General features: G+C 73.2%; 22 protein-coding genes and 1 pseudogene. 15 read left to right on the top strand and 8 right to left on the bottom strand.

The window, feature by feature from the left end:
* Nucleotides 1-28 precede the first annotated feature (28 nt).
* Nucleotides 29-2,416, bottom strand: a complete 2,388-nt coding sequence (locus tag ACFY15_RS29025; RefSeq protein WP_390691436.1) for an ATP-binding cassette domain-containing protein — start codon at nucleotides 2,414-2,416, stop codon at nucleotides 29-31.
* 284 nt (nucleotides 2,417-2,700) lie between these two features.
* Between ACFY15_RS29025 and ACFY15_RS29030 the strand changes: the two genes are divergently transcribed.
* Together ACFY15_RS29030 and ACFY15_RS29035 are read left to right on the top strand one after the other, a co-directional pair.
* Nucleotides 2,701-3,642: an NAD-dependent epimerase/dehydratase family protein gene (locus ACFY15_RS29030; RefSeq protein ID WP_390691437.1), complete on the top strand. Its 942-nt coding sequence runs from the start codon at nucleotides 2,701-2,703 to the stop codon at nucleotides 3,640-3,642.
* Nucleotides 3,643-3,659: 17 nt separating this feature from the next.
* Nucleotides 3,660-7,013 (top strand): aminotransferase class I/II-fold pyridoxal phosphate-dependent enzyme, encoded by a 3,354-nt coding sequence (locus ACFY15_RS29035; RefSeq protein ID WP_390826345.1) that lies wholly within the window; start codon nucleotides 3,660-3,662, stop codon nucleotides 7,011-7,013.
* Nucleotides 7,014-7,023: 10 nt separating this feature from the next.
* Here the strand turns inward: ACFY15_RS29035 and ACFY15_RS29040 are convergent, their stop codons facing one another.
* The 5 genes from ACFY15_RS29040 to ACFY15_RS29060 form a co-directional block, all read right to left on the bottom strand.
* Nucleotides 7,024-7,602, bottom strand: a complete 579-nt coding sequence (locus ACFY15_RS29040; protein WP_390691439.1) for a toxin — start codon at nucleotides 7,600-7,602, stop codon at nucleotides 7,024-7,026.
* Nucleotides 7,599-8,048 (bottom strand): XRE family transcriptional regulator, encoded by a 450-nt coding sequence (locus ACFY15_RS29045; RefSeq protein ID WP_390826346.1) that lies wholly within the window; start codon nucleotides 8,046-8,048, stop codon nucleotides 7,599-7,601. The genes ACFY15_RS29040 and ACFY15_RS29045 overlap by 4 nt, the downstream gene beginning before the upstream one ends.
* Nucleotides 8,049-8,350: 302 nt before the next feature.
* Complete coding sequence (locus ACFY15_RS29050) at nucleotides 8,351-9,511, bottom strand: MAB_1171c family putative transporter (RefSeq protein WP_390826347.1); 1,161 nt, start codon at nucleotides 9,509-9,511, stop codon at nucleotides 8,351-8,353.
* A 42-nt stretch (nucleotides 9,512-9,553) separates the two neighbouring features.
* Nucleotides 9,554-10,270: a TetR/AcrR family transcriptional regulator gene (locus ACFY15_RS29055; RefSeq protein WP_390826348.1), complete on the bottom strand. Its 717-nt coding sequence runs from the start codon at nucleotides 10,268-10,270 to the stop codon at nucleotides 9,554-9,556.
* A 133-nt stretch (nucleotides 10,271-10,403) separates the two neighbouring features.
* Nucleotides 10,404-10,907: a GNAT family N-acetyltransferase gene (locus ACFY15_RS29060; RefSeq protein ID WP_390691443.1), complete on the bottom strand. Its 504-nt coding sequence runs from the start codon at nucleotides 10,905-10,907 to the stop codon at nucleotides 10,404-10,406.
* A 137-nt stretch (nucleotides 10,908-11,044) separates the two neighbouring features.
* Here ACFY15_RS29060 and ACFY15_RS29065 point away from each other — a divergent pair, with 137 nt between their 5' ends.
* Both ACFY15_RS29065 and ACFY15_RS29070 read left to right on the top strand, forming a co-directional pair.
* A complete protein-coding gene (locus ACFY15_RS29065; RefSeq protein WP_390826349.1) occupies nucleotides 11,045-11,614 on the top strand; it encodes a PadR family transcriptional regulator in 570 nt (189 codons plus the stop codon).
* Between the two features lie 37 nt (nucleotides 11,615-11,651).
* Nucleotides 11,652-13,370: an acyl-CoA dehydrogenase family protein gene (locus ACFY15_RS29070; protein ID WP_390691445.1), complete on the top strand. Its 1,719-nt coding sequence runs from the start codon at nucleotides 11,652-11,654 to the stop codon at nucleotides 13,368-13,370.
* A 74-nt stretch (nucleotides 13,371-13,444) separates the two neighbouring features.
* On the opposite strand, the gene ACFY15_RS29075 is transcribed toward ACFY15_RS29070, so the two are convergent.
* Together ACFY15_RS29075 and ACFY15_RS29080 are read right to left on the bottom strand one after the other, a co-directional pair.
* Nucleotides 13,445-14,617 carry an agmatine deiminase family protein gene (locus ACFY15_RS29075; RefSeq protein ID WP_390826350.1) on the bottom strand — a complete coding sequence of 391 codons (1,173 nt, stop codon included), beginning with the start codon at nucleotides 14,615-14,617 and terminating at the stop codon, nucleotides 13,445-13,447.
* Nucleotides 14,618-14,840: 223 nt separating this feature from the next.
* A complete protein-coding gene (locus ACFY15_RS29080; RefSeq protein ID WP_390826351.1) occupies nucleotides 14,841-15,422 on the bottom strand; it encodes a TetR/AcrR family transcriptional regulator in 582 nt (193 codons plus the stop codon).
* A gap of 238 nt (nucleotides 15,423-15,660) precedes the next feature.
* Here ACFY15_RS29080 and ACFY15_RS29085 point away from each other — a divergent pair.
* The 11 genes and pseudogenes from ACFY15_RS29085 to ACFY15_RS29135 form a co-directional block, all read left to right on the top strand.
* Nucleotides 15,661-16,302: pseudogene (locus ACFY15_RS29085) on the top strand (serine/threonine-protein kinase); the annotation flags it as partial.
* 124 nt (nucleotides 16,303-16,426) lie between these two features.
* Entirely contained in the window at nucleotides 16,427-16,897 is a 471-nt protein-coding gene (locus tag ACFY15_RS29090; protein ID WP_390826380.1) for an agmatine deiminase family protein, read from the top strand.
* Between the two features lie 83 nt (nucleotides 16,898-16,980).
* On the top strand, nucleotides 16,981-17,562 hold the full coding sequence (locus tag ACFY15_RS29095; protein WP_042810795.1) for a TetR/AcrR family transcriptional regulator: 582 nt from the start codon (nucleotides 16,981-16,983) through the stop codon (nucleotides 17,560-17,562).
* A 229-nt stretch (nucleotides 17,563-17,791) separates the two neighbouring features.
* Nucleotides 17,792-18,496 carry an urease subunit gamma gene (ureA, locus tag ACFY15_RS29100; RefSeq protein ID WP_390826352.1) on the top strand — a complete coding sequence of 235 codons (705 nt, stop codon included), beginning with the start codon at nucleotides 17,792-17,794 and terminating at the stop codon, nucleotides 18,494-18,496.
* Nucleotides 18,493-20,241, top strand: coding sequence for an urease subunit alpha (locus ACFY15_RS29105; protein ID WP_390826353.1), 1,749 nt, complete (start codon nucleotides 18,493-18,495; stop codon nucleotides 20,239-20,241). The genes ureA and ACFY15_RS29105 overlap by 4 nt, the downstream gene beginning before the upstream one ends.
* 105 nt (nucleotides 20,242-20,346) lie before the next feature.
* Entirely contained in the window at nucleotides 20,347-21,360 is a 1,014-nt protein-coding gene (locus ACFY15_RS29110) for an agmatine/peptidylarginine deiminase (protein ID WP_390826354.1), read from the top strand.
* Between the two features lie 91 nt (nucleotides 21,361-21,451).
* Nucleotides 21,452-23,107 (top strand): ABC transporter substrate-binding protein, encoded by a 1,656-nt coding sequence (locus ACFY15_RS29115; RefSeq protein WP_390826355.1) that lies wholly within the window; start codon nucleotides 21,452-21,454, stop codon nucleotides 23,105-23,107.
* On the top strand, nucleotides 23,104-24,066 hold the full coding sequence (locus tag ACFY15_RS29120) for an ABC transporter permease (RefSeq protein ID WP_390826356.1): 963 nt from the start codon (nucleotides 23,104-23,106) through the stop codon (nucleotides 24,064-24,066). Before ACFY15_RS29115 ends, ACFY15_RS29120 begins: the two co-directional genes overlap by 4 nt.
* Nucleotides 24,063-24,917: an ABC transporter permease gene (locus tag ACFY15_RS29125; protein WP_390826357.1), complete on the top strand. Its 855-nt coding sequence runs from the start codon at nucleotides 24,063-24,065 to the stop codon at nucleotides 24,915-24,917. The genes ACFY15_RS29120 and ACFY15_RS29125 overlap by 4 nt, the downstream gene beginning before the upstream one ends.
* A complete protein-coding gene (locus tag ACFY15_RS29130; RefSeq protein WP_390826358.1) occupies nucleotides 24,914-25,936 on the top strand; it encodes an ABC transporter ATP-binding protein in 1,023 nt (340 codons plus the stop codon). The genes ACFY15_RS29125 and ACFY15_RS29130 overlap by 4 nt, the downstream gene beginning before the upstream one ends.
* Nucleotides 25,926-26,747, top strand: a complete 822-nt coding sequence (locus ACFY15_RS29135; RefSeq protein ID WP_390826359.1) for an ABC transporter ATP-binding protein — start codon at nucleotides 25,926-25,928, stop codon at nucleotides 26,745-26,747. The genes ACFY15_RS29130 and ACFY15_RS29135 overlap by 11 nt, the downstream gene beginning before the upstream one ends.
* Nucleotides 26,748-26,749: the final 2 nt, after the last annotated feature.

Consider the following 26,749-nt stretch of genomic DNA (forward strand, 5'->3'; position numbering starts at 1 on the left):
CTGCCGGGCCGCCCCGCGACCGCGCCGGTCAGGCGCCGACGTACGCCGCCAGGTGCTCGCCCGTGAGGGTGGACCGGGCGGCCACCAGCTCGGCCGGGGTGCCCTCGAAGACGATCCTGCCGCCGTCGTGGCCGGCCCCCGGCCCGAGGTCGATGATCCGGTCGGCGTGCGCCATGACCGCCTGGTGGTGCTCGATCACGATCACCGACTTGCCGGAGTCCACGAGCCGGTCCAGCAGCCCCAGCAGGTGCTCCACATCGGCCAGGTGCAGGCCGGCGGTCGGCTCGTCCAGGACGTAGATCCCGCCCTTCTCGCCCATGTGCGTGGCCAGCTTCAGCCGCTGCCGCTCACCGCCGGACAGGGTGGTCAGCGGCTGGCCGAGGGTCAGGTAGCCGAGTCCGACGTCCACCAGCCGCTCCAGGATGTGGTGCGCGGCCGGCGTGCGCGCCTCGCCGGAGCCGAAGAACGCCTCGGCCTGCGCCACCGGCATCTCCAGCACCTCGCTGATGTCGCGGCCGCCGAGCCGGTACTCCAGCACCGACGCGTCGAACCGCTTCCCCTCGCAGTCCTCGCAGGTGGTGGCGACCCCGGCCATCATCGCCAGGTCGGTGTAGACCACCCCGGCGCCGTTGCAGGTGGGGCACGCGCCCTCGGAGTTGGCGCTGAAGAGCGCCGGCTTCACCCCGTTGGCCTTGGCGAACGCCTTGCGGATCGGCTCCAGCAGCCCCGTGTACGTCGCCGGGTTGCTGCGCCGCGAACCGCGGATCGGCGCCTGGTCCACCGACACCACCCCCGCCGAGGCCGGGACCGAGCCGTGGATCAGCGAGCTCTTGCCCGAGCCGGCCACGCCGGTGACCACGGTGAGCACCCCGAGCGGGACGTCCACGTCGACCCCGCGCAGGTTGTGCGCCGACGCCCCGCGGATCTCCAGGACGCCGGTCGGCTCGCGGGTCGACTCCTTGAGGCGGGCCCGGTCGTCGAAGTGCCGGCCGGTGACGGTGCCGCTGGCCCGCAGCCCCTCCACCCCGCCCTCGAAGCAGACCGTGCCGCCCGCCGCCCCGGCGCCGGGCCCGAGGTCGACGACATGGTCGGCGATCGCGATCACCTCCGGCTTGTGCTCCACGACCAGCACCGTGTTGCCCTTGTCGCGCAGCCGCAGCAGCAGGCCGTTCATGCGCTCGATGTCGTGCGGGTGCAGGCCCGTGGTGGGCTCGTCGAAGACGTACGTGACGTCGGTGAGCGCCGAGCCGAGGTGGCGGATCATCCTGACGCGCTGCGCCTCGCCGCCCGACAGCGTGCCCGCCGCCCGGTCGAGCGAGAGGTAGCCCAGTCCGATCTCCACGAACGAGTCGAGGGTGTGCCGCAGGCTCGCGAGCAGCGGAGCCACCGAGGGCTCGTCGAGACCGCCCACCCAGGCGGCCAGGTCGCTGATCTGCATCGCGCAGGCGTCGGCGATGTTGACCCCGTCGATCTTCGAGGACCGGGCGCCCGCGCTGAGCCGGGTCCCGGCGCACTCGGGGCAGGTGGTGAAGGTGACCGCCCGCTCCACGAACTCCCGGATGTGCGGCTGCATCGCCTCCTTGTCCTTGGCCAGCATCGACTTGCGGATCCGGGGGACCAGCCCCTCGTAGGTCATGTTGATGCCCGCGATCTTCATCCTGACCGGCTCGTGGTGCAGGAAGTCCTGCCGCTGCTGCCGCGTGAACGAGCTGATCGGCGCGTCCGGGTCGAAGAGACCCGACTCGCTGTAGAGCCGGTGGTTCCAGCCGCCCGGCTTGTAGCCGGGGACGGTCAGCGCCCCGTCGTTCAGGGACTTGGATTCGTCGAAGAGCTGGGCGGGGTCCAGGTCGTTGACCGTGCCCCGGCCCTCGCAGTGCGGGCACATGCCGCCGGTGACGCTGAACGCGCGCCGCTCCTTCACGGTCTGCCCGCCCCGCTGCAGGGTGACCGCGCCCGCCCCGCTGACCGAAGCCACGTTGAAGGAGTACGCCTTGGGGGAGCCGATGTGCGGGTCGCCGAGCCTGCTGAAGAGGATGCGCAGCATCGCGTTGGCGTCGGTGGCGGTGCCGACCGTGGAGCGGGGGTCGCCGCCCATCCGCTGCTGGTCGACGGCGATCACCGTCGTCAGCCCGTCCAGCACGTCCACGTCGGGACGGGCCGCCGCCGGCATGAAGCCCTGGACGAAGGCGCTGTACGTCTCGTTGATCAGCCGCTGCGACTCCGCGGCGACCGTGTCGAACACGAGGGAGCTCTTGCCCGAGCCGGAGACACCGGTGAACACCGTCAGCCGCCGCTTGGGGATCTCGACGCTGACGTCCCTGAGGTTGTTCTCGCGCGCGCCGTGCACCCGGATCACGCCGTGGCTGTCGGCGGCGTGCGGTGCGGGCGGCCGGTCGTTCGTCGTGCCCCTGCTCATCGTCTCTCCCTCGTCGGCGCGGCCGCGGCGGCGTCCCTCGGCGCCCCGGCCCGCTCCACGCTACGCGAGGGCCCGACACCGCCGCTTCTCCGTTCGTGACCGGTCCGGACCGGGGGAGGGGCGGGCCGGGCGGCCGCAGGATTCCGGCCAATCGCACCGCACCGGGCGATCCGCGGACGTGTGGGACCACTGCCGCGGGAGCTCCGGTCAGGGGTGGGGGTTTCGGCCGTCGCCGCGGGGGGCACCGGCGCGACCCGACCGCGGGCCCGCGCTAGTGTGCACGCGTGAACTCTCATGTCGTCATAGGTTTCGGACCCGCCGGCGCCGCCACCGCCCGCCTGCTCGTCGAGCAGGGCCACACGGTGAAGGTCGTCACCACCTCGGGCCGCGGTCCGGAGCGCGGGATCGAGCACATCGCGCTGGACGCCAGGGACGGCGGACGGCTGACCGAGGCGGTGCGGGGCGCGGCCGCGCTCTACGCCTGCGCCGCTCCGCCCTACCACCGCTGGGCGGGGGAGTGGCCGGCGCTGGCGTCCTCGCTCTGCACGGCGGCCGAGGCGACCGGGGCGGTGCTGGTCATGCTCGGCAACCTCTACGGGTACGGGCCCGTGGACGGCCCCCTGACCGAGGACCTGCCCCTCGCGGCGACCGGCCCCAAGGGACGGGTCCGCGCCGCCGTCTGGGAGCAGGCGCGGACCCTGCACGAGCAGGGCCGGATCAGAGCGGTCGAGGTACGCGCCTCCGACTTCTTCGGACCCGGCGTCACCGACGGCGGCCACCTTGCGGCGCGGGTCCTGCCGCAGCTGCTGCGCGGCAAACCCGTCTCCACGCTCGGCGATCCGGACGCCCCGCACAGCTGGACCTACCTCCCCGACGTGGCCCGCGCCCTCGCGGAGGTCGCGGGCGACGAGCGGGCCTGGGGCCGCGCCTGGCACGTCCCGACCGAACCGGCCCTGTCCGTCCGGGAGATGGTCGACCGGCTCGCCGCGCAGGCGGGCACGGGGCCGGTGACGGTACGCCGCGTCCCGCCCCTGGTGCTGGGCCTGGGCGGGCTGTTCTCCCCGCTGCTGCGCGAACTGAAAGAGATCCGCTACCAGTTCGACCGTCCGTTCACGGTCGACTCCAGCGCCTACGAGACCGCGTTCGCCGCCCGCGCCACCCCCCTGGACCAGCAGGTCAAGGCCACGGTGGACTGGTGGCGCGAACGCCTGGCCACCACCGGGTGACGGTTCCAGTGAGAGGGATGAATTCCACAGTGGACCCCAGGGGAGCGGGGCAGGGCCGGGAACCGGGCCGGGACGACATAGCCGTGGTCGGGATGGCGTGCCGGTTCCCGGGGGCGCGGAACCTGAACGAGTACTGGCGGCTCCTGATGGACCCGCGGGCACAGTTCGGCCGCGTCCCCGACACGCGGTGGCGCGCCGGCGCCTTCCTCAGCGACGACTTCCGCGACACCTCGGCCGCCTACACGGACACCATGGCGCTCCTGCCCGACGTGGACCGCTTCGACGCGGCCCACTACGGCATCCCGCCGCGCCGGGCGAAGGCGATGGACCCCCAGCACCGGCTGCTGATCGACCTCGCCCGCGAGGCGATCCAGGACGCCGGATGGGAAGCCGACGGCTTCGACCGCGAGGAGACCTCGGTGATCACGGCCCTCACCGACAGCGGCTACCGCGGCCTGACCACCCTGCAGATCCGCATGCGCCAGCTGGCCGGCGGGGAGTTCGGCGCCCGCCCGGGCGACCCCGCCTGGCGGGAGACGGTCCGGGCCGTCGACGGGATGCAGGGCACCTCCGTGGCCGGGATCCTGCTCAACATGGGCCCGAACACGATCAGTTCGGTCCTCGACCTGCATGGCGAGAGCTACGCCCTGGACTCCGCCTGCTCCGGCGGGCTCATGGCCGTGGCCAACGCCGTCCACGCGCTGCGCTCCGGCCGCACTCGCATCGCCCTCGCGGGCGGCGCCCAGCTGGTCATCACCCCCGACCTGCTCGTGGGGCTGTGCCGGATCGGCGCCCTCTCGCGCAGCGGCCGCTGCCTGCCCTTCGGCGCGGACGCCGACGGCTTCGTCCTCGGCGAGGGCGCCGGGGTGCTGGTGCTCAGGACCCTGGCCGACGCGCAGGCGGCCGGCGACCGGGTGTACGCGGTGATCCGCGGCGTGGGCAGCGCCAACGACGGGACCGTCCAGGGCGGTATGCACCCGCAGGCCGCCGGACAGCTGCGCGCCCTGCGCCGCGCCTACCGCGACGCGGGCCTGGCCCCCGGCGAGGTCGGCTACCTGGAGGCGCACGGCACCGGTACCACCGTCGGCGACCCCGTGGAGCTCGCCGTCCTGCGCGAGCTGCGCGGAGAGGCGGCCGCCCCCGCCCACCTCGGGGCGGTCAAGGCCGTGGTCGGGCACTCGCTGAACTCCGCGGGTCTGGCCGGGCTCATCAAGTCCGTCCTGGCCGTCCAGCGGGGCGTGATCCCCCCGCAGCCGGGATTCGGGCTCGCCGACCGCGCCCTGCTGGACGCCGCGCGGCTGACCGTGCCGACGGAGCCCGTCCCCTGGCCGCGGGACGGCCGGCCGCGCCGGGCCGGCGTCAGCGCGTTCGGCTTCGGAGGCACGGGCGTGCACCTGATCGTGGAGGAGCACACCGCGGCGCCGGCCCGCCCGGCGCCGTCCGCGGGCCCGCACGTCCTGGCCCTGGGTGCCCGCGACCGGGCCGGCCTGGCCCGGTACGCCCGGGACCTGGCCCGTACCCTCGCCGAGGAGCGGCCGCCGCTGGCCGCCGTCGCCGACACCCTGGCCCGCCGCGCCCCGCTCGGCGAACGCCTCACCGTGCAGGCTGCGGACACCGACGAGGCCGTCGCCCGGCTGACCGAGGCGGCCGAGGCCGTGGAGGCGGGCCGAGCTGTCGCCACCTCCGGGGAGGCGGTCGTCCCCGCCGCCCGGCGGACACCCCCGTGCACGCTGCCGCCGAGCCCGCTCGCCCCGCGCCGCCACTGGATCGTGGACGAGTCCGCGCGCGCGACCGCCGACCCGGAGCCCGCACCGGCGGTGCCCGCGCCCGTCCCGCCGCCCCGGGAGGCGCGGTTCGACGGGGCTACCGCCGCGACGGTCGTCCTCGAAGAGGTGTCGCGGACCGGCGTCTACCCGCTGTCCGACCTGCACGAGGGCCAGACCCTGGTCGCCGACCTCGGCTTCGACTCCCTGATGCTGCACGAGCTGGACACGCGCCTCGCCCTCCGGGTACCGGGGTTCAAAACCGAGGAGATGTTCTCCCGGGACCTCACCGTCGGCCGCCTGATCACCCTCGTCGACCCGGACCGGACCGGGCCGGAGGGCGTCCCGGCGGCACCCGCCCCCGCCGGGCCCCCGTCGGACGCCGTGCGGTGGAGCGCCGAGACGGCGCACGTCGACGACTTTCCGGAGGTGGGCAGGCTCGAACAGCTCCTGGGATCCATCGCCGACACCGGGGCGGACTTCCCGTACTTCCGGGTCCACGAGGGCACCATCCGCGACACCACGGTGATCGGCGGCCGCCCGTACCTCTCCTTCGGCAGCTACAACTACCTGGGCCTGTCCGGGCACCCCGCCGTCAACGAGGCCGTCCACCGGGCGGTCGAGCGGTACGGGACCTCCGTCTCCGCGAGCCGGGTCCTGTCCGGTGAACGGGACCTCACCGTCCGCCTCGAACGGGCCCTCACCGAGTTCCTCGGGGTCGGGGACTGCCTGACCCTGGTCAGCGGCCACGCCACCAACGTCACCGCGATCGGGCACCTCGTCGGCGCGGGGGACCTCGTCCTGCACGACGCGCTCGCCCACGACAGCATCCTCCAGGGCTGCGCCCTCTCCGGGGCCGCGCGCCGCCCGTTCGCCCACAACGACACGGAGCAGCTGGAGCACCTGCTGCGGCTCAACCGGACCCGGTTCCGCCGTGTGCTCATCGCCGTCGAAGGCGCTTACAGCATGGACGGCGACCTCGTCGACCTGCCCGCCGTGATCGAGCTGAAGAAACGTTACGGCGCCCTGCTGATGGTGGACGAGGCGCACAGCATCGGCACGGTCGGCGAACGGGGCCGGGGCGTCGGCGAGTTCTTCGGGGTGGACCGCCGCGACGTGGACCTGTGGATGGGCACCCTCTCCAAGGCCTTCGCCAGTTGCGGCGGCTACCTTGGCGGCTCGGCCCGGATGGTGCGCTGGCTGCGCCACACCCTCCCCGGCTTCGTCTACAGCGTCGGCCTGACCCCGCCCAACGCGGCGGCCGCGCTGGCCGCCACCGAGCTGATCGAGGCCGAGCCGCACCGGGTGGGCGCGCTGCGGCGCAACTCCGAGCTCTTCCTGCGCCTGGCCGCCTCCGCCGGCCTGGCGACCGGCTCCAGCGCCCACACGCCCATCGTGCCGTGCATCCTCGGGGACTCGGCCCGGACCCTGCGCGTCGCGGACGGCCTCTACGCCCGGGGGGTCATCGCCGACCCGATCTTCCACCCCGCCGTGGAGGAGGGGCTGTCGCGCCTGCGGTTCTTCGTGACCGGCGAGCACCGCGAGGAGGACGTGCGCAGGGCCGTGGCGGTCCTGGCCGAGGAGGTGGCGTCCGCCGCCGCGCCATGAGCGGTCCACGTCAGAAGAGGGTGCGTTCGATCCGGCTGAGCATGGCGCTCTTCTCCGGGTCGCCGTCTCCGCCCGCCTCCGCGTCCGGGGGCGCCGGATGCCGCTGTTCGGCGCCCTCCATCCGCTGGGCGAGCAGGTAGGCGATGATCTCCGCCTCCTGCTCCTGCACGTCGTCGTAGGTCGCGCGCAGGAGCATGTCGCGCACGAGGTCGGGGTCGAGGTCGGGGAAGAGGAGGCGGGCGGCCGCCTCGTCCAGTCCGCCGGCCCCGCGGTGGCAGCAGATGATGTGGCCCAGCTCGTGCAAGATGATGTGCTCCTGATGCGCGCTGGTGGTGTTGGCGTCGTAGAAGATCAGGTCCTCGTCGCGGGCGGCGACCCACATGCCGCACGGGTGCGAGGAGGGCATCTGCATCGGGACGAGGAGGATCGGCCGGTCGCGCGCCTCGCCGAGGTGGCGGCAGAGTTCGGCGACGTCGGACACCTCGGGGAGGCCGAGTTCGGCGAGCCGCCGGGCGCCGGCCTTGCGGAGCTTCTTGAGCCGGCTGCGGCGGTCGTGATCGGCGGCCCGCTCCTTCCAGGCGCCCCTCATACGGGCTCGGAGGGGCCGGGTCCGTCGGTGACCGGCGGGAGGCCCTGCATCTGCCGGTACTGGTCCATGATGGCCGTGATGGCCGCGAGGTTCTCCTTCTTCATCCCGGCCGCGCGCATCGCCACGGCCCGGACCCCGGACTGCCGCAGCGCCTCGATGGCGGCGACCTGGCTGAGTACGGACTCGGCGACCTTGTCGTCGAAGAAGTAGGCGACCGAGACGCCGAAGAACTTGGCCAGGGCCGCCAGGAGGTCGGGTGACGGGTTGGAGCGCTTGCCCGTCCGCAGTTGCGAGAGGTACACGCCCCCGGCCTTGAGCTCGGGGTTGGCCCGCTTCAGTTCCTCCGCCACCTCGGCGTTGGTCCAGTGCTTGCCCTTGGGGCGGACCGTCTTGAACAGGTCGTCGAGGCGCCTGGCGAGCAGGGGCCGGTCGTCGCTCTCGGTCATGGTGAATCTTCCTCCCGTCACCTCCTCGGTATAGCCCTTGGCTATACGCCAGTTTCACAGAATAGCGGTCAGTTGACAATTGGCCTGGACTCCGCCAACGTTGGGTCTCGCCGATAGCTGCCAGCTAACTCGTCACGGGGGAAGTCCGACGGGGCAGGCAGTGGAAAACGGACTGGCCCGGCCCTCGGGGGATGGGCCGGGCCAGTCCGGGCATGAACCTCCCGTACGGCCCGACGTCGCACGCGGGGGGGAACGGGGGAGGCCCGCCCGGTTCGACGGGGGATACGAACCGGGCGGGAGCTTCAACTCGCGGTGCCGAGCTTACTGTAGGCGGCCGCGACTTTGGTGAGCCAGGCGACCTCGGCCGTGAAGTTGTCCGTGTCGCGGTCGTCGAAGTCGCCCGCGTCCTTGCTGTCGTGCGGCATGGTCCCGGCCTGCTTGGCCGTCAGGGCCTGCTTGATCCGCGCCGCCTCCGTGAAGGCCTGCCGCGACTCCTCGCTCTCCTCACGCCCCGACACCCCGTCCGAACCGCCCACGGTCGTGCGGTCGATGTACGGGCGCAGGTCCCGCCATCCGTCGCGGATCTCGACCACCCGGCGGTGCAGCCGGTAGTCCAGGTCCGAGACCGAGGCGCCCGGCGGCTCCAGGGCGATGTCCGGGGAGGACTCGTACAGGTCCCTCCAGAGCGGGTACAGCGCCCGGTAGGAGCGGTAGCTGCGCCCCCACGCCAGCAGCCGGGAAGCCGCCGGGCCCCACGAGGAGTTGGTCAGCCCGAGCGACAGGATGACGATGCCCGCCGCGCTGAAGAGGTTCGAGGCCAGCTTCCAGACGCCGATGTCCACCCCGGCCGCGGCCGTCAGGATGTTGACCGTCCGGCACGAGCAGTACAGGAACAGCACCACGGCCGCCACCCGCAGCACCCGCAGCGCCTGCCGCAGCGACTCGTTGTCCGTCATCCGCGCGTACGCACCGCACTGGCGGAAGATGGTCACGCACGGCAGCGCCTGGGAGGCCATGAAGGCCAGGAGGTAGACGAGGACCAGCGGCTGCCCGCTGCCCGTGTCGAAGTCCGAGGACGGCCGGGAGGTCCCGTCGGCGAGGAGGAAGAGCGCCACCAGGGCCACGTTCAGCGCGCTCCCGGTGATCACCCACCACCGGGTCTTGCGCCGGGCCTCCTCCTCGGGGGCCGCCCACCGCAGCAGGATGATCTCCGCGGCGACGCAGTAGGCCACCGCCGAGAGGTGCATGAGGAGGATGGCCAGGTTGCCGACGCCCAGGAAGCGCGGGCCGCCCATGGCGATGGCGCCCATGGTGAAGGTGAGGCACTGGAGGACCAGCGTGGCGATCAGCGTCCAGTAGGCGCTGTCGTGCCGGCTGCGCCGCGCCTGGCACAGCCGGTAGATGAGCGCGGCGTACGAGGAGAGTGCCGCGATGACGAAGCAGAGGGTTCTGATGGTGTTCAAGGCCTGGTTTCCTGCAGGGGGCCGCGGGGGCGGCGGCCGGGGTCAGTCGGTGGGTTCGCCCAGCGGCACGTCGAGCCCGATGCTCTCGGCCGCCACGGCGATGGCGTAGTCGAAGTACGCGGCCTCGTCCTTGACGCTGTCGTGGGTGCGGCTGAAGACCTGGAAGACCAGGAGTCCGATGAGGTTGCTCCACAGCACGATGCCGCGCTCGATGATGTCCGAGAACGGAGGCTGCGGAACGCCGCCGAAGGCCTCGACGGCGGCCGGAAGCAGCAGCGGCGGACCGGGCACCGCGCGCCGCGGCGGGGTCAGTTCACCCGCCTCCAGGGCCGCCCGGATGATTCCGGCGAGCACGGCGGGAGTCCGCGCGGCGGCAGGGACGGTGTCCTGCGGGGCGTGATAGCCCGGCACCGGCGAACCGTAGATCAGCGTGAACTCGCCGGGGTTGGCGAAGGACCACTGCCGCAGCGCGCGCGTGACGGCGAGCAGCCTCGCCCCCGCCGTGCCGCCGGCCGCGTCGGCCCGCTCCATCGCGGCGCCCGAGGCGTCGTAGGCGTCGATGACCAGCGCGGTCAACAGGTCGTCCCGGTGGGGGAAGACGGCCTCGACCTCGGGGAGCCCGAACCCGGCCGCCCGTGCCACGCCCTCCAGGGACAGCCCCGCGGCCCCCAGTTCCACCAGCTGCCGGCGGGCGGTCTCCTTGACCGCCCCCGCCGTCGTCGGGCCGTCGTCGTTCGAACTGATTGCTGAAACGTCCATGCCGGAACCGTACCCGCCGCCCCGAACGGCCGGGGGCCCAGCACCGCGCGCACCCCGGAGGACCGCTGCGATCCGGCCACGGGGCGGCCCCGGGCCCGCCACCGGGCCGTAGGATCCTGCCGTGTCCCGTCGCTCAGGCCCGGCGCAGGGTCAGCACCCGGGTGGTGCTGCCGTCGTCCTCGATGAGGTCCCGGACGTGCGCGAAGCCCATCCGCTCCAGCAGGAACAGGGAGGCGCCGTTCTCGGCGGCCACCGTGGCGTGCACCTCCTCCAGCCCGAGGGTGCCGAAGCCGTGGGCCACCACGGCCCGCGCCAGCTCGGTGCCCAGGCCGCACCCCCAGACCGCGGGGGCCAGCGCGTAGACGATCTCGTGGCCCCCGGCCGTGTCGGTGTGCTTGATCTCGGCGTGCCCGACCAGCTCGCCGTCCCTGCGGACGGCCCAGACGTCGAACAGCTCCCGGGCGTAGACCTTCGTGAAGATCCGGCCGAACAGGGCCCGGTCCTCCTCCTCGGAGGCGGGGCCGTCACCCATCCACCGTGAGACGCGGACGTCCTGGAACAGGGCCACGAAGTCCGCTTCGTCCTCCGGGACGTAGGGGGCGAGGTGCAGGCGCTCGGTGCGCAGGGTCGGAGTCATGATCGACGACGCTATCCACCGCTCGCGGGGGCGGGCAAACGGGTTTGTCGGGTGCCGTGCAGGCGGACCGGGTGAGCCGTGTCTCACCCGGGTGGCGCCTCTTGTCTATGCAACTCGTTGCATAGAAAGATCGGGGCATGGCGCTTGACCACGCGATCCTCGTCTCCCTCCTGGAGATGCCGGGCTCCGGCTACGAACTGGCCCGGCGGTTCGACCGGTCCATCGGCTACTTCTGGACCGCCACGCACCAGCAGATCTACCGCGTCCTGGGACGCATGGCGGGCGATGGCCTGCTCTCCGTCAGGGAGGTGCCCCAGCAGGGGCGGCCGGACAAGAAGGAGTACTCCGTCGCCGCCCCCGGCCGCGCCGTGCTCTCCCGGTGGCTGCACGAGCCGATCGAACCCGAGAGCATGCGCCACGAGCTCGCCGTGAAGATCCGCGGCGCGGCCTTCGACGACCCCGCCGCCCTGATCCGCGAGGTCGAACGGCACCACCGCGCCCACAGCGAGCGCCTCGCGCACTACCTCGCGGGGGAGCGGCGCGACTTCACCGGCCCCGGCGCACCCGACCCGCTCGACGCCGGGCGGGAGCTCCAGCACGTCGTGCTCCGCGGCGGCATCGCGTACGAGCGGATGACCGTCGCCTGGCTGGACGACGTCCTCGCCACCCTGCACCGCCTGGGCGCGACGCCTTTGCCGTCCGCCTGACCGCACCCCACCCACCCTCCCCGGAAGGCGACCCCTCATGGCCGACCCCCTCCTCTTCAACCCGCGCACCTACGACCCCGCGCACTTCGACCCCGAGACCCGCCGGCTGCTGCGCGCCACCGTCGACTGGTTCGAGGAGCGCGGCAAGCGCCGGCTGCTGGAGGACTACCGCACCCGTGCCTGGCTCGCGGACTTCCTCGCGTTCGCCGCCAAGGAGGGCCTGTTCGCCACCTTCCTCACCCCGGCCGCCGCCGCGGGCCGCCAGGACCGGCGCTGGGACACCGCCCGCATCGCCGCCCTCAACGAGATCCTCGGCTTCTACGGCCTCGACTACTGGTACGCCTGGCAGGTGACCATCCTCGGCCTCGGACCGGTCTGGCAGAGCGACAACGCCGCCGCCCGCGCCCGCGCCGCCGAACTGCTCACCGAGGGCGAGGTGTTCGCCTTCGGCCTGTCCGAGCGGACGCACGGCGCCGACATCTACTCCACCGACATGCTCCTGGAGCCCGACGGCGACGGCGGCTTCCTGGCGAGCGGCTCCAAGTACTACATCGGCAACGGCAACGCGGCCGGACTCGTCTCCGTCTTCGGCCGCCGCACCGACGTCGAGGGCCCGGACGGGTACGTCTTCTTCGCCGCCGACAGCCGCCACCCGGCGTACCACCTCGAGCAGAACGTCGTGCACTCGTCCAAGTACGTCAGCGAGTTCCGGCTCCAGGACTACCCCGTCACCGCCGATGACGTCCTGCACACCGGCCGCGCCGCCTTCGACGCCGCCCTCAACACCGTCAACGTCGGCAAGTTCAACCTCTGCACCGCCTCCATCGGCATCTGCGAGCACGCGATGTACGAGGCCGTCACCCACGCGCACAACCGCGTCCTCTACGGCCGCCCGGTCACCGCCTTCCCGCACGTGCGCCGTGAGCTGGCCGACGCGTACGTCCGCCTCGTCGGCATGAAGCTGTTCAGCGACCGCGCCGTCGACTACTTCCGCTCCGCCGGTCCCGAGGACCGCCGCTACCTCCTCTTCAACCCGATGACGAAGATGAAGGTGACCACAGAGGGCGAGAAGGTCATCGACCTCATGTGGGACGTCATCGCCGCGAAGGGCTTCGAGAAGGACACCTACTTCGCCAACGCGGCCGTCGAGATCCGCGGCCTGCCGAAGCTCGAGGGCACCGTCCACGTCAACCTCGCGCTGATCCTCAAGTTCATGCGCAACCACCTGCTGGAGCCGGTGGAGTACCCGGCCGTGCCGACCCGCCTCGACGCGGCCGACGACGACTTCCTCTTCCGGCAGGGTCCGGCCCGCGGTCTGGGCTCCGTGCGCTTCCACGACTGGCGGCCCGCCTTCGACGCGTACGCCGGCGTGCCGAACGTCGCCCGCTTCCGCGAGCAGGCCGACGCCCTCTGCACGTTCGTCGCCACCCTGGCCCCCGACGAGGCGCAGAGCCGCGACCTGGACTTCCTGCTCTCCGTGGGCCAGCTCTTCGCCCTGGTGGTGCACGGCCAGCTGATCCTGGAGCAGGCCCGCCTGACGGACCTGGACGGGGACGTCCTCGACGAGCTGTTCTCCGTCCTCGTCCGCGACTTCTCCGGCCACGCCGTCGAACTGCACGGCAAGGACTCCGCCACGGAGGCGCAGCAGGCCTGGGCGCTCGGCGCGGTGCGCCGCCCGGTCGTCGACGAGGCCCGCGCGGCCCGTGTCTGGCAGCGCGTCGAGGCGCTGTCGGGGGCGTACGAGATGGCGCCGTAACGGCGTGCCCCAGGCCGGGCCCGGGGCACCGTCCCCCGAGCCCGGCCGGGGTGCCGGGTCAGGCCGGTGCCGGGTCAGGCGGCCGGCTTTCCGGGCTGGTCGTGGGTGGAGCAGTGGATGCCGCCGCCGCCCGAGGCGATCGTGTCGATCTCCACCTGGACGACGTCCCGCTTCGGGAAGTGCTCCCGGAGGGTGCCGCGGGCGCGGTCGTCGGCCTGCCGGTCGCCGAACCGGGGCAGGAAGACGGCGTCGTTGGCCACGTAGAAGTTGGCGTAGGTCGAGACGAAGTCGTCGCCCCGGCCCGTGATCCGGTCCAGGTCCGGCTGCGGCAGGTCGATGATCCGGAAGCGCCGGCCGCGGGCGTCCGTGGCCTTCGACAGGACGGACTTCGCCTGGTCGGCCGAGCGGGACCAGGAGTCCGGCGGGGTGTTCGGGTGGGCGCGGTCCAGCAGGACCACCCCGGGCGCCGTGAAGCGGACGAGGCTGTCCACGTGGGCGTCGGTGATGTCCTGGCCGCGCACGCCGGCCAGCCAGACGACCTTCTCGACACCCAGGGTCTTCTTCAGTTCGGCCTCGACCGTGTCCCGGGACTTCCCGCGGTTGCGGTTGTCGTTGACGATCGAGCTCTCGGTCACCAGGAGGGTGCCCTCGCCGTCGGTCTCGAAGGACCCGCCCTCCGCGACCAGCGGGGCCTGGACCCGGGGGATCCCGTACGTCCGCAGCAGGGTCCGGCCGACCTGGGCGTCGTTCCCGTGCTGCTGCTTGTTGCCCCAGCCGTTGAAGTTGAAGTCGACGCCGACGGCCTTGCCGGCCTCCTCGACGAAGACGGGGACGATGTCGCGGGCCCACAGGTCGTCCACGGCCAGCGGGATGACCTCGACCTGGGAGCCGCAGGCCCGCTGGGCCGCGTCCGCCTGGTCGGGCCGGGCCATCATGACCACCGGCTCGTACTTCCCGACGGCCCGTGCGATCCGCGCGATGTCCTCGCGCACGTAGGGCAGGTCCTTGTCCCATACGCCCGCTGCCAGGGCCGGCCAGGCCATGAACGTACGGGCGTGGCTCTCCCACTCGGCGCCGAGCCGGCGCTTCGCACCGTTCGCGGCGGCCTGCTCGGGGGTGCCGGCCGGGCTGCCGGGCGGCTCCGCGGCGTCGTCGACGGGGCCGCAGGCCGCCGCGCCGAGGGCGAGGGCGCCGACACCGGCGAGGGTGCGCAGCACGGTCCGGCGGGTGGGGGGAGGGTTCGACACGGGAAGACTCCGATCGTGGACTGGCGGACCAGGTGCGTCCGGCCAGGGCGGGCCCGGCGGACGGGCACGCGCTCCTGGGACGAGCGGGCGCTCCCGGTCCCGCCGAGGGCCAGGGCGGGAGGAAGCGGAAGGGGCCTCGTATCGCCACTGTGACACTGACTGAAAATTCAGTCAAACCGCCGCGCAGGCCGGGATCCGGTCACCGGGCCTGCCCCGCCGACGGTCAGCCCAGCCGGTCGATCTCCACGCGGACCGCCTCGCGCATCAGCCGGCGGGCGTGCGCCAGGGGGAGCAGGCCGCTCAGCCAGCGCACGCTCAGTCCCTCCAGCAGGGCGGTCAGCCGCTGGGCGGCGCCCGTGACGGCGGCGGGGGGCGCCGCCGGGCGGACGGCGGCGACCAGCTCGGCGATCTCGTCCGTCCAGGCCGCGCCGGCCGCCGCGAGCTCCTCGCGCAGCTCCGGGGCGAAGACCGTGTGGGCGCGCAGCTCCCCCCAGGCCGCGCTGTTCTCCCGCACCTCGGGCACGTCCTGGAACTCCAGGAGCAGGGTCCGCTCCAGCAGCTCGCGGGGGTCGGCCGGGCGCCGCTCGGCCTCCTCGTCCCCCGGCCCGGTGTACCGGTCGGCCCGGTCCCCGATGAAGGCCAGGGCCTCGCGCAGGATGCCGGGCCGGTCCCTGAAGTGGTAGTAGACCAGGGCGGTGGACACCCCCGCCTCGGCCGCCAGCTCCGCCACCCGCAGCCCACGGACGCCGCGGCGTGCGATGACGCGGGCGGCGCCTTCGAGGATGACCCGTCTGCGGTCCGTCACGGTGTGGTCCCTCCCGGGTGAACCCGTCCGGCGATGTGCGGCACATATTGTCCCACGTTGACTGAAACTTTAGTTAAGGAGACGATGAAAACCGGCCACTCGACCTGCCGCATCGTGGAAAGAGCACCGCATGTCCGACCAGCTTCCCGGCGCCCATCCCGCCCTCGCGGGCCTGTCCGCCGACGACCCCCGCGAGATCGGCGGCTACCGCCTCCACGCCCGGCTCGGCGCCGGCGGCATGGGGGTGGTCTACCTCGCGTACACGCCCGGCGGCCGTCCGATCGCGCTGAAGGCCGTACGCGCCGAGTTCGCGGCGGATCCGGAGTTCCGCGAGCGGTTCGCCCGGGAGGTGGCCAGCGCCCGCCGGATCCACGGTCTCTTCACGGCGCAGGTGGTCGACTTCGGGGTGGGCGAGCGTACCCCGTGGCTGGCCACCGCCTACGTCCCGGGCCCCTCTCTGCACGAGGTGGTGCGCCGGCACGGTCCGCTGCCGGTGCGGACGGTGCTGCTGGTCGCGGGCATGGCGGAGGCCCTCCAGGCCATCCACGGGGCCGGGGTGGTCCACCGCGACCTCAAGCCCGCCAACGTCCTCCTCGCGGGGGACGGCCCCCGCGTGATCGACTTCGGCATCGCGCACGCGGCGGACTCCTCCGCGCTGACCGGCACCGGGCTGCGGATCGGCACGGCCGCGTTCATGGCGCCGGAGCAGGCCCTCGGTCACCGGGTGACCCCGGCCACCGACGTCTTCGCCCTCGGCGCCCTCGTCGCGTTCGTGGCCGGCGGTACGCCGCCCTTCGGGGCCGGACCGGAGTCCACCGCCCTGTACCGCGTGGTCCACGAGCACCCCGACCTCACGCGGATCCCCGCCGAGCTGTACGACCTGGTGGCGTGGTGTCTGGCCAAGCAGCCCCAGGACCGGCCCACCACCGCCGAGCTGATCGCGTACGTCCACGCGCACCCCGCCGTCGGCCGGCGGCCGGAGTTCACCGACGGCTGGCTGCCCCGTGCGGTCCGGGAGGGCCCCGGGCCTGGCGGGCGCGGACATCACCGACTGCCACATCGACTGCCTCGCCCGCTTCACGGCCCCGGGCAGGGTCATCCTCGACCGGCCCGGCCCCGGCGCGGACGCCCGGTGGACCGCGGTCTACGAGGAGACCAGGCGGGTCCTGCAGGACGCCAACGACGCCAAGGGCCGCAGTCTGGCCATCACCGAGCTGCCCGGCCCGGACCGCAGCAAGATCATCGATCGGGGGGACGAGTTCCTGTCCAGCTACACCAACTACTACACCCCGAACGGCGCGGTGATCGCCCCCCGGTTCGGCGACGCCTCCGCGGACGGCGTGGCCCATGCCGTCCTCCAGGCCGCCTACCCCGGCCGACAGGTGGTCCAGATCTCCATCAACGGCATCGCGAGCGGTGGCGGCGGCATCCACTGCGCCACCCAGTCGCACCCGGCCGTTCCGCCGGCCGCCTGACGCCCACCGTGCCCCGGCAGGTCCGCCGGTCCGGGAACGGCCCGGGTGCGTCCGTACCCGAACACCCCGGTAAGGTGCGGGTCATGGCGTCTCGCAGCACTCAGATCCTCGAAGCGGCCGCCCGGGTGATCGCCCGGCGCGGGGTCCGCGGGCTGCGCGTGGAGGAACTCGCGGCCGAGGCCGGTGTGTCCACGGCCCTGATCTACTACCACTTCAAGGACCGCACCGGCGTCCTGCGCCAGACCCTCGAGTTCATCAACGACCGGGCCGAGCGCTACACCACCGACCGCGACCCGGACGCCCCTCCCCTCACCCCCCGGGAGGAGCTGGACGAGACCCTCCTGCTGGAACTCCAGGACACCGTGGAGGTGCGGGAGAACAGCTCGGCCTGGGGTGAGCTGCGGGCCAGTGCCGTCTTCGACGAGGTGCTGCGCGAGGACCTCGCCCGGGCCACCCTGGTCTGGGTCCAGGAGGTCGCCGCGCTGCTGGGGCAGGTCCAGCCGATGGCGACCGCCTCCTCGCTCGCCGCGGCCGCCGAACGCCTCACCGCCCTGCTGGAGGGGCTGAGCATGCGCTGGCTCAGCGGCGGCATCCGGATCGACCACGCGCGTGAGCTCATGCGCGGGGCCATCGACGCCGAGCTGGCCGGGCTCCGGCAGTACTGAGGCGTCCGCCTCCCCATCCCCACGTCCCGGTGGGCCGCCCCGGGGGGCCGCCCCGGCCTGCCCGGACGCGACCTCGCCGTGTCCTTTCGCAGGCCGGGGCCTTTCCTTGGCGTATCTATTGACTGAATTTTCAGTCAGTGCCACAGTTCCTCGCGTCGCCCGGCGCCACGCCGAGGCGGCGCGATCCCAAAGGAATGATCATGAACGTTTCCCGTACGCGGTGGGCCCCGTGCCCCTGACACCCACCGAACGCGACCGGCTCCTGCTGTTCACCGCCGCCGAACTGGCCCGGGCCCGGCGGGCGCGGGGCCTGCGGCTCAATGTCCCCGAGGCCACCGCACTGATCGCGGACACGGTGTGCGAGGCCGCCCGCGACGGCGTCCGCCTCGCCGAGGCCCTCGAACGGGGCCGCGGCGTGCTCGGCCCCGGCGACGTGCTGCCGGGCGTCGTGGACATCGTGACCGAGGTGATGGTCGAGGCCGTGTTCGAGGACGGCACCCGGCTCGCCGCGGTCGGCGACCCCTTCGGGGCGCAGCCCCGCGACGACGGGGCCCCCGGCGCCGTCCTGCCGGGCGCGGACACCGTCGACGAGCCGGAGGCCGCGCTCACCCTGGCCGTCCGCAACACGGCGTCCGTGCCGGTGAGCGTCACCTCCCACTTCCACTTCTTCGAGGCGAACCCGCGGCTGGACTTCGACCGCGCCGCCGCGTACGGCATGCGGCCGGCGGCCGTGGCCGGTTCCTCCACCCGCTTCGACGCCGGTGCCACCGTCGAGGTGGGTCTGGTCCCGATCGGCGGCGCGCGGATCGCGATCGGGTTCGCGGGCCTGGTCGACGGCCCGCTCGACGCCCCCGGCGCCAAGGAGCAGGCCCTGGCCCGCGCCGCCGCCTGCGGCTACCTCGGCGCCGTGGCCCCGGAAGGGATCCCGACATGAGCAGACCGTCCCGCCACAGTGCCCACTGCGCCCCCGGCGGCCGGCACATCGACCCCTACGAGTACGCCACGGTGCACGGCCCCCGAGCGGGCGACCGCGTCCGGCTCGGCGACTCGGGGCTGACCGTCCGGGTGGAGTCCGACGCCCAGAAGCCCGGCGACGAGTTCCTGGCCGGCTTCGGCAAGACCGCCCGAGACGGCCTCCACCTGAAGGCAGCCGCCGTCCGCGAGACCTGCGACGTCGTCATCAGCAACGTGCTGGTGATCGACGCCGTCCTCGGGATCAGGAAGGTGTCCATCGGCATCCGCGAGGGCCGGATCCACGCCATCGGCCGGGCCGGCAACCCGGACACCCTCGACGGGGTCGACGTCGTCGTCGGCACCGGGACGACGATGATCTCGGGCGAGGGTCTGATCGCCACGGCGGGCGCGGTCGACACCCATGTCCACCTGCTCTCCCCGCGGATCATGGAGGCCTCGCTCGCCGCGGGCGTCACCACGGTCATCGGCCAGGAGATCGGGCCCACCTGGGGCGTCGGCGTCAACTCCCCGTGGGCGCTGAAGCACGCCTTCAACGCCTTCGACGCCTGGCCGGTGAACGTCGGCTTCCTCGCCCGCGGCTCCTCCTCGGACGCCGCGCCTCTGGTCGAGGCCCTGGCCGAGGGCGGTGCCTCGGGCTTCAAGGTGCACGAGGACATGGGCGCCCACACCCGGGCCCTGGACACCGCGCTGCGCGTGGCGGAGGAGCACGACGTCCAGGTGGCCCTGCACAGCGACGGCCTCAACGAGTGCCTGTCGGTGGAGGACACCCTGCGCGTGCTGGAGGGCAGGACCATCCACGCCTTCCACATCGAGGGCTGCGGCGGCGGACACGTCCCCGACGTCCTGAAGATGGCGGGCGTGCCGAACGTGATCGGCTCCTCCACCAACCCCACCCTGCCCTTCGGCCGGGACGCGGTCGCCGAGCACTACGGCATGATCGTCTCCGTCCACGCGCTGAAGACGGACCTCCCCGGGGACGCCGCCATGGCCCGCGACCGGATCCGCGCCGGGACGATGGGGGCCGAGGACGTCCTGCACGACCTGGGCGCCATCGCTATCACCTCCTCCGACGCCCAGGGCATGGGCCGCGCGGGCGAGACCGTCCGCCGGACCTTCGCCATGGCGGGGAAGATGAAGGCCGAGCTGGGTCCGATGGGCGGGGACGGGGAGGGCGACGACAACGCCCGCGTCCTGCGCTACATCGCGAAGCTGACCATCAACCCGGCCATCGCCCACGGCCTGGCCCACGAGATCGGCTCCATCGAGGTCGGCAAGCTCGCCGACATCGTGCTCTGGCGCCCGCCGTTCTTCGGCGCCAAGCCGCAGATGGTCCTGAAGTCCGGCTTCCCGGCGTACGGGGTCACCGGCGATCCGAACGCCGCCACGGACCGCTGCGAACCACTGGTCCTCGGCCCGCTCTTCGGAGCCCACGGCGCCACCGCCGCCGACATCTCCGTCGCCTTCGTCAGCCGCGCCGCCGCCGAGTCCGGCTCCTTCGGCGCCCCGTACGACGCCCTCGGCACCCGGCGCCGCAGGGCGGCGGTCCGCGGCACCCGGGGCATCGGTCCGGGGAGCATGGTCGGCAACGCCCGCCTGGGGGAGGTCGACGTGGACCCCCGCAGCGGCCTCGTGACCCTCGACGGGGAGCCCCTGCGCTCCGAGCCTGCCGACCGGGTCTCCCTCAACCGCCTCTACTTCCTCTGAGGTTGCTCCGCTTCTGAGGTTGCCACCCGTCCTGCCTCACCGTTCCACTCTTGACTGAATTTTCAGTTCGGGAAGACTCCGCCGACAGAAGAAACGAGACACCTGATGTCTGATTACCGTATGCCCGCCGAGTGGTCCGCGCACGAGGGCTGTCTGATGGCCTGGCCCACCCGCGAGGACCTGTGGGGCAGCGTCCTGGCGGACGCCAAGGAGGAGTACGCGAACGTCGCCCGCGCCATCTCCGCCTTCGAGCCCGTCACGATGGTCGCCCCGCCCGGACACGGCGAGGACGCCCGCGGCCACTGCGGGGACGGCATCACCGTCGTCGAGCTGCCGCTCGACGACTCCTGGTTCCGCGACTCCGCCCCGCTGTTCGTCCTGGACGGCGACGGCCGGCGCGCCGGCGTGGACTTCCGCTTCAACGCCTGGGGCGGCAAGCACCACCCCTTCGACGCCGACGACCGGATCAGCGCCCTGCTGCTGGAGCACCTCGGGTTCGACCGCATCGCCTCCGGCATGATCCTGGAGGGCGGGGCCGTCACCGTCGACGGGGAGGGCACGCTCATCACCACCGAGCAGTGCCTCCTGCACCCCAACCGGAACCCCGGCATGACCCGCGAGGAGATCGAGGAGGAGCTGAAGGCCCGCCTCGGTATCACCAAGGTCATCTGGCTGCCCTACGGCGGACTGCGCGACACCGAGACCGACGGCCACGTCGACGGGGTCTGCGCCTTCGCCGCGCCCGGCACGGTCGTCGTCTCCCTCCCCTCCGACCCCGCCCACCCCGACTACGCCCGGATGCGCGCCAACCGTGCCGTCCTGGAGGCCGTCACCGACGCCCGGGGCCGCCGCCTGGAGGTCATCGAGGTGCCGCAGACCGCCTTCGCCGACCTCGCCGACGGCGAGATCGAGGTGTCGTACATGAACTACTACATCGCCAACGGCGGCGTCGTCGTCCCCGTTGCCGGTGCCCCCCAGGACGAGGACGCCCTCGCCGTCATCGCCTCCGCCCACCCCGGCCGCAAGGTCGTCGGCGTACGGGCGCTCGCCATCCCCTTCGGCGGCGGCGGTGTCCACTGCATCACCCAGCAGATCCCGGCCCCGCCCGCCGCCGGCTGATCCCCACGCCCTTCCGCTCCAGGCGGACCGCCCGCCCCCGGCGGTCCGCCCGCTCCTCCCCCCGACCCTCACGGAACGAAAGAGCGCGACGATGACCAGCTCCCCACCCCGCACGAGCGGACGCCCCCGCCTCCGCGCGGCGGCCGCCCTCACCGCCGTCCTGACCTCCTGCGCCCTCCTCTCCGCCTGCTCCGGCCCGCCGAAGGACCAGGCGGGCGGCGTCACCGACGTCAAGATGTCGCCGTCCACCCCCGAGGCCCGCGGCGAGATCGACTCCTTCACCTGGGCCGTGTACGCCGAACCGCCGACCCTCGACTACACGGCCGCCTTCGACTACCCGCAGAACACCGTGCTCTCCAACGTGTGCGAAAGCCTCATGCGCTGGACCCCGTCCCTCACCACGGAGCCCGGCCTCGCCCGGCAGGCGACCAACCCCGACCCCACCACCTGGGTCTACGACCTGCGCCCCGGCGTCCGCTTCCACGACGGCCGGGAGATGACCGCCGACGACGCCGTCTTCAGCCTCACCCGGCAGATGGACCCCGAGAACGCCGCCGCCTGGGCGCAGGTGTTCCAGAACGTCGCCGCCGTCACCAGGACCGGCCCGCTCCAGGTCACCGTCAAGCTCAAGAAGCCCGACTCCCAGTTCCCCCAGTACATGGCCACCGCCGCCGGAGTGGTGGCCTCCAAGGCCACCGTCGAGGCCGCGGGCAAGGGCTACGGCACCACCGGCGACCTCGGCTGCACCGGCCCGTTCAAGCTCGGCCCGTGGAACAAGGGCCAGTCGATCGAGCTGGACCGCTTCGACGGCTACCGCGGCCCCAGGGCCAAGTCGAAGAAGGCCGTCTTCCGTATCCTGACCGACCCCTCCGCGCGCACCAACGCCCTGCTCAGCGGGGAGGCCGACGGCGGCTACCTGATCCCCACCGAGAGCTACGCCCGGCTGCGCGACAGCGGGACCGGGAAGCTCTTCTTCGGCGAGGGCCTCAGCACGGTCAACGTCAACGTCACCAACATGAAGGGCCCCCTCGGCGACATCCGCGTCCGCCGGGCCCTTTCCCTGGCCCTCGACCGCACCGGCTTCGTCAAGGCCGGACTCGGCGGCGCCGGCACCGTCACCAACTCCCTCACCACCCACGCCGCCTGGGCCGCCGCGCCCGAGCGCACCCTGAAGACCGCCTTCGACGGCCTGCCGCCCACCGGCCAGGACATCGAGGAGGCCACGGCCCTCATCAAGGAGGCCGGGGCCACCGGCAAGACCCTGACCGTCGCCACCAGCTCCATCGGACAGGACGTCTCCCTCCTCGCCACCGCCGTCCAGGCGGCCGGTACCCGCATCGGCCTGGACATCCGGCTGAGGACGATCGCCCCCAACGCCTTCACCGCCCTGTTCACCGATCCCCAGGCGCGCGAGGGCATCGACATGTTCCCGCTGACCTACTACGACTCGATCACCGACCCGCTCGACCTGCTGGCCAACTTCAAGACCGGTGCCTACCTCAACTTCGGCGGCTACAGCGACCCCGAGTACGACCGCCTCGTCGACCAGGCCACCGCCGTCTACCCGACGGAGGAGCGCATGGACATCGCCGCCAAGCTCCAGCACCAGGCGTCCGAACAGCTCCTGTGGATCCCCGTCGCCGAATGGCCCACCGCCCTGTTCATGAACAAGCGGATCACCGGCGCCCCCACCACCATCTCGTACATGTACCACCCGTGGGCCGCCGACGTGGGGGCCGCGCAGTGAGCTTCCTCGGATTCGCCGTACGACGGGTGGCGGAGATGGCCGCCACCCTGCTCGTCGCCTCGTTCGTCGTCTTCGGGGCCCTGTACCTGGCACCGGGCAACCCGGCGAGCTTCCTGCTCGCCGGCCGCTCCGCCTCCCCGGAGGCCCTCGCCGCGGTCAACGCCCGGTACCACCTGGACGACCCCTTCCTCGTCCGCTACCTGCGCTGGCTGGGCGACGTCCTGCACGGGGACTTCGGCCGGTCGATCACCTACCGCACCGACGTCTCCCGCCTGCTCGCCGACCGGCTGCCCACCACCCTGGTACTGATCGCGATGTCGCTCGTCGTGGTCGTCGCGGTCGGCCTGCTCCTCGGCCGGATCGCCGCCGTCCGCGGCGGGGCCACCGACTCCGCGATCCTCGTCACCACGACCCTCGCCGTCGGCACCCCCTCCTTCGTCGCGGCGGTCCTCCTCCAGGGCCTGCTCGCCGTCGACCTCGGCTGGTTCCCCAGCAGCGGTACGGGCGAGGGCGGCTTTGGGGACCTGGTACGGCACCTCGTCCTGCCCTCGGTCGCCCTCGCGCTGTACCTGATCGGCATGCTCGCCCGGGTCACCCGCTCCGCCATGCTCGAAGCCCTCGACAGCGAGCACGTCACCGTCGCCCGCAGCCGCGGTGTCCCCGAACGCCAGGTCATCCGCAGGCACGTCTTCCGCAACTCGCTGGGTACCGTCCTGACCACCGGCGGTCTGATCGTCTCCACGCTGCTGGTGTGCACCATCCTCGTGGAGACCGCCTTCAGCGTCGGCGGGATCGGACAGCTCCTGGAACTGTCCACCACCACCAAGGACTTCCCGACCGTCCAGGCCATATCGCTGATCATCGTCGCCCTCTTCATGACCGTGAACCTGCTCGTGGACCTGGCCCTGCCCCTCGTCGACCCCCGGGTCACGCTCGGATCCAGGAGGGATGCCGCGTGACCGCCGTACTGACCCGCAGGCCCGGCCTCGCCCGGATCCGCGCGGCAGGCTCACCGCTCCACCTCGCCTGCCTGGCGCTGGCCGCCGTCGTCGTCCTCGCCGCCCTGCTCGCCCCGTGGCTCGCCCCCCACGACCCCAACACGGTCGACCTGGGCGACGCCCTCGCCGCACCCTCCGCCGCACACCCCTTCGGCGTGGACGCCGCCGGCCGCGACACCCTCTCCCGGCTGGTGCTCGGCGCCCGGACCTCCCTGCTGGGACCGCTCGGTGTCGTCGCCTTCTCCACCGTCGCCGGCATCGCCATCGGCACGGCGGCGGCCTGGCGCGGCGGCTGGCTCGACTCGGTCCTCTCCCGCGGCACCGAGCTGGTCTTCGCCTTCCCCGGCATGCTGCTCGCCATCCTGATCATCTCCGTCCACGGCGAGGGGCTGCTCGCCCCCGTCCTCGCCCTGGCCGTGGCCTACACGCCCTACGTCAGCCGCCTCGCCCGCTCCCTGGTCCTGGCCGAACGGGCCCGGCCGTACGTCAGCTCCTACCGGGTCCAGGGCCACTCCGCCCTCCAGATCTGCCTGCGCCACGTCCTGCCCAACATCGCCCCCGTCGTCCTCGCCCAGTCCGCCATCAACTTCGGCTACGCCCTCATGGACCTCGCCGGACTGTCCTTCCTCGGGCTCGGCGTCCCCGCGCTCACGCCCGACTGGGGTCGCATGGTCTTCGACGGACAGACCGCCATCCAGCACGGCTACCCGCTGTCCGCGATCCTGCCCTGCGCCGTCATCGTGCTGACCGTGGTCGCCTTCAACGTGGTGGGCGAGCGCTGGGCGGACCTCGTCGCCAGGAGGGACCGATGAGAACACCGAACCCGTCCGCCGCACCCGCCGTCGCACCGGGCCCCGCGCTCGACATCCGGGCCCTGCGGATCACCCTGCCCGGCACCGCCCGTCCCGTCCTCGACGGGATCGACCTCACCGTCGGCGCCGGTGAGACCGTCGCCCTCGTCGGCGAGTCGGGCTCCGGCAAGTCCCTCACCTCCCGCAGCGCCCTGCGCCTGCTGCCGCCCGGCGCCGCCGTCGAGGGCGAGGTACGGGTCGGCGGCCGGGACGTCCTCACCCTGAACGGCGCCGCACTGCGCGCCGTACGGTCCGGCACGGCGGCCATGGTCTTCCAGGACCCGCGCGCCGCCGTCAACCCGCTCCGCCGGATCGGCGACTTCCTCACCGAGAGCGTCACCCTCACCGGGGCCATGGGGCGCGACGAGGCCGCCGCGCGGGCCGCCGAACTCCTGGGTGCCGTCGGCCTGGACGCGTCCGTCCTGCGCAAGTACCCCGGCCAGGTCTCCGGCGGCATGCTGCAACGGGTCGTCATCGCGGCGGCCCTGATGGGAGACCCCGCGCTCCTGCTGGCCGACGAGCCGACCACGGCGCTCGACGTCACCAGCCAGGCCGAGGTCATCGCCCTGCTGGCCGCCCTGCGCGAACGCTTCGGCACCGGAATGCTGTTCGTCACCCACGACCTCGACCTCGCCGCCGCCATCAGCGACCGGGTCTACGTCATGTACGCCGGACGGATCGCCGAGACCGGCCCCGCCGAAGCCCTCTTCGCGCGCCCCCGCCACCCCTACACGGCGGCCCTCCTCGCCTCCACCCCGCGCATGGACGGCCCCCGGGGCCGGCTCGCCGCCATCGCCGGCCAGCCGCCCGACCTGCGCCGGGAACTGCCCGGCTGCGCCTTCGCCGCGCGCTGCCCGCTCGCCACGGAGGTCTGCGACGAGCGGGCCCCGCTGCCGGCCGCCGCCCCGGACCGGCCGGAACACCGGGCCGCCTGCCACCACAGCGACCGGCTCGAAGGGAGCGCCGTCGATGCCCGATGACGTGGATGACGTACGGGACGTACTGGAGGTCAGGGGGCTGCACCGCTCCTACGGAGCCGTGCGCGCCGTGGACGACGTGTCCTTCGCCCTCCGGGCGGGCGGATCGCTGGGGATCGTGGGGGAGTCCGGCTCCGGCAAGACCACCACGGCCCGGATCGTCGTCGGCCTGGAGAGGGCCGACGCCGGCGAGGTCCTGGCCGGCGGCCGGTCCCGGACCGCTCCGGGCGGCGGACGCGGCCGGGCCCGGCGGCTGGCCCGCGCCCGCGAGGTACAGATGGTCTTCCAGGACCCGTACCTCTCCCTCGACCCCCGTACGACCGTCCAGCAGGCCCTGCGCGAACCGCTCCGCCTGCACTTCCCCGGCTGCGACCACGCCCGGCGCGTCGGCGAGTTGCTGGACCAGGTCGGCCTGGGCACCCGGGCCGCCGACGCCCTGCCCCGGCAGTTGTCCGGGGGCCAGCGCCAGCGCGTGGCCATCGCCCGGGCCCTGGCCGTCGAACCGGCCGTCCTCGTGCTGGACGAGGCCGTCGCCGCCCTGGACGTCTCGGTGCAGGCGCAGATCCTCAACCTGCTCGCCGACATCAGGGAGCAGACCCGCATCGGGTACCTCTTCATCACCCACGACCTCGGCGTCGTCCGCTGCGTCACCGACGAGATCGTCGTGATGCGCCACGGACGCATCGTCGAGGCGGGGGTCACGGCCGAGGTGCTGGCCGCGCCCCGGCACGCGTACACCCGGCTGCTGCTGGAGTCGGTGCCGCGCCCGGGCTGGGACCCGGAGACGATCGCCGCGGCCCGCAGGGCGCTCTAGAC

This window comes from Streptomyces sp. NPDC001373 (genome assembly GCF_042895815.1).
Classification (GTDB): Bacteria; Actinomycetota; Actinomycetes; order Streptomycetales; family Streptomycetaceae; genus Streptomyces.

Bases quoted from the DNA above. Each gene is read 5' to 3' on its own strand.
- ACFY15_RS29110 (WP_390826354.1), top strand. From the start codon at position 20,347: ATGTCTGATTACCGTATGCCCGCCGAGTGGTCCGCGCACGAGGGCTGT.
- ACFY15_RS29105 (WP_390826353.1), top strand. From the start codon at position 18,493: ATGAGCAGACCGTCCCGCCACAGTGCCCACTGCGCCCCCGGCGGCCGG.
- ACFY15_RS29130 (WP_390826358.1), top strand. From the start codon at position 24,914: ATGAGAACACCGAACCCGTCCGCCGCACCCGCCGTCGCACCGGGCCCC.
- ACFY15_RS29065 (WP_390826349.1), top strand. From the start codon at position 11,045: ATGGCGCTTGACCACGCGATCCTCGTCTCCCTCCTGGAGATGCCGGGC.
- ACFY15_RS29055 (WP_390826348.1), bottom strand. From the start codon at position 10,270: ATGGACGTTTCAGCAATCAGTTCGAACGACGACGGCCCGACGACGGCG.
- ACFY15_RS29035 (WP_390826345.1), top strand. From the start codon at position 3,660: ATGAATTCCACAGTGGACCCCAGGGGAGCGGGGCAGGGCCGGGAACCG.
- ACFY15_RS29045 (WP_390826346.1), bottom strand. From the start codon at position 8,048: ATGACCGAGAGCGACGACCGGCCCCTGCTCGCCAGGCGCCTCGACGAC.
- ACFY15_RS29135 (WP_390826359.1), top strand. From the start codon at position 25,926: ATGCCCGATGACGTGGATGACGTACGGGACGTACTGGAGGTCAGGGGG.
- ACFY15_RS29115 (WP_390826355.1), top strand. From the start codon at position 21,452: ATGACCAGCTCCCCACCCCGCACGAGCGGACGCCCCCGCCTCCGCGCG.
- ACFY15_RS29040 (WP_390691439.1), bottom strand. From the start codon at position 7,602: ATGAGGGGCGCCTGGAAGGAGCGGGCCGCCGATCACGACCGCCGCAGC.
- ACFY15_RS29070 (WP_390691445.1), top strand. From the start codon at position 11,652: ATGGCCGACCCCCTCCTCTTCAACCCGCGCACCTACGACCCCGCGCAC.
- ACFY15_RS29095 (WP_042810795.1), top strand. From the start codon at position 16,981: ATGGCGTCTCGCAGCACTCAGATCCTCGAAGCGGCCGCCCGGGTGATC.
- ACFY15_RS29060 (WP_390691443.1), bottom strand. From the start codon at position 10,907: ATGACTCCGACCCTGCGCACCGAGCGCCTGCACCTCGCCCCCTACGTC.
- ACFY15_RS29025 (WP_390691436.1), bottom strand. From the start codon at position 2,416: ATGAGCAGGGGCACGACGAACGACCGGCCGCCCGCACCGCACGCCGCC.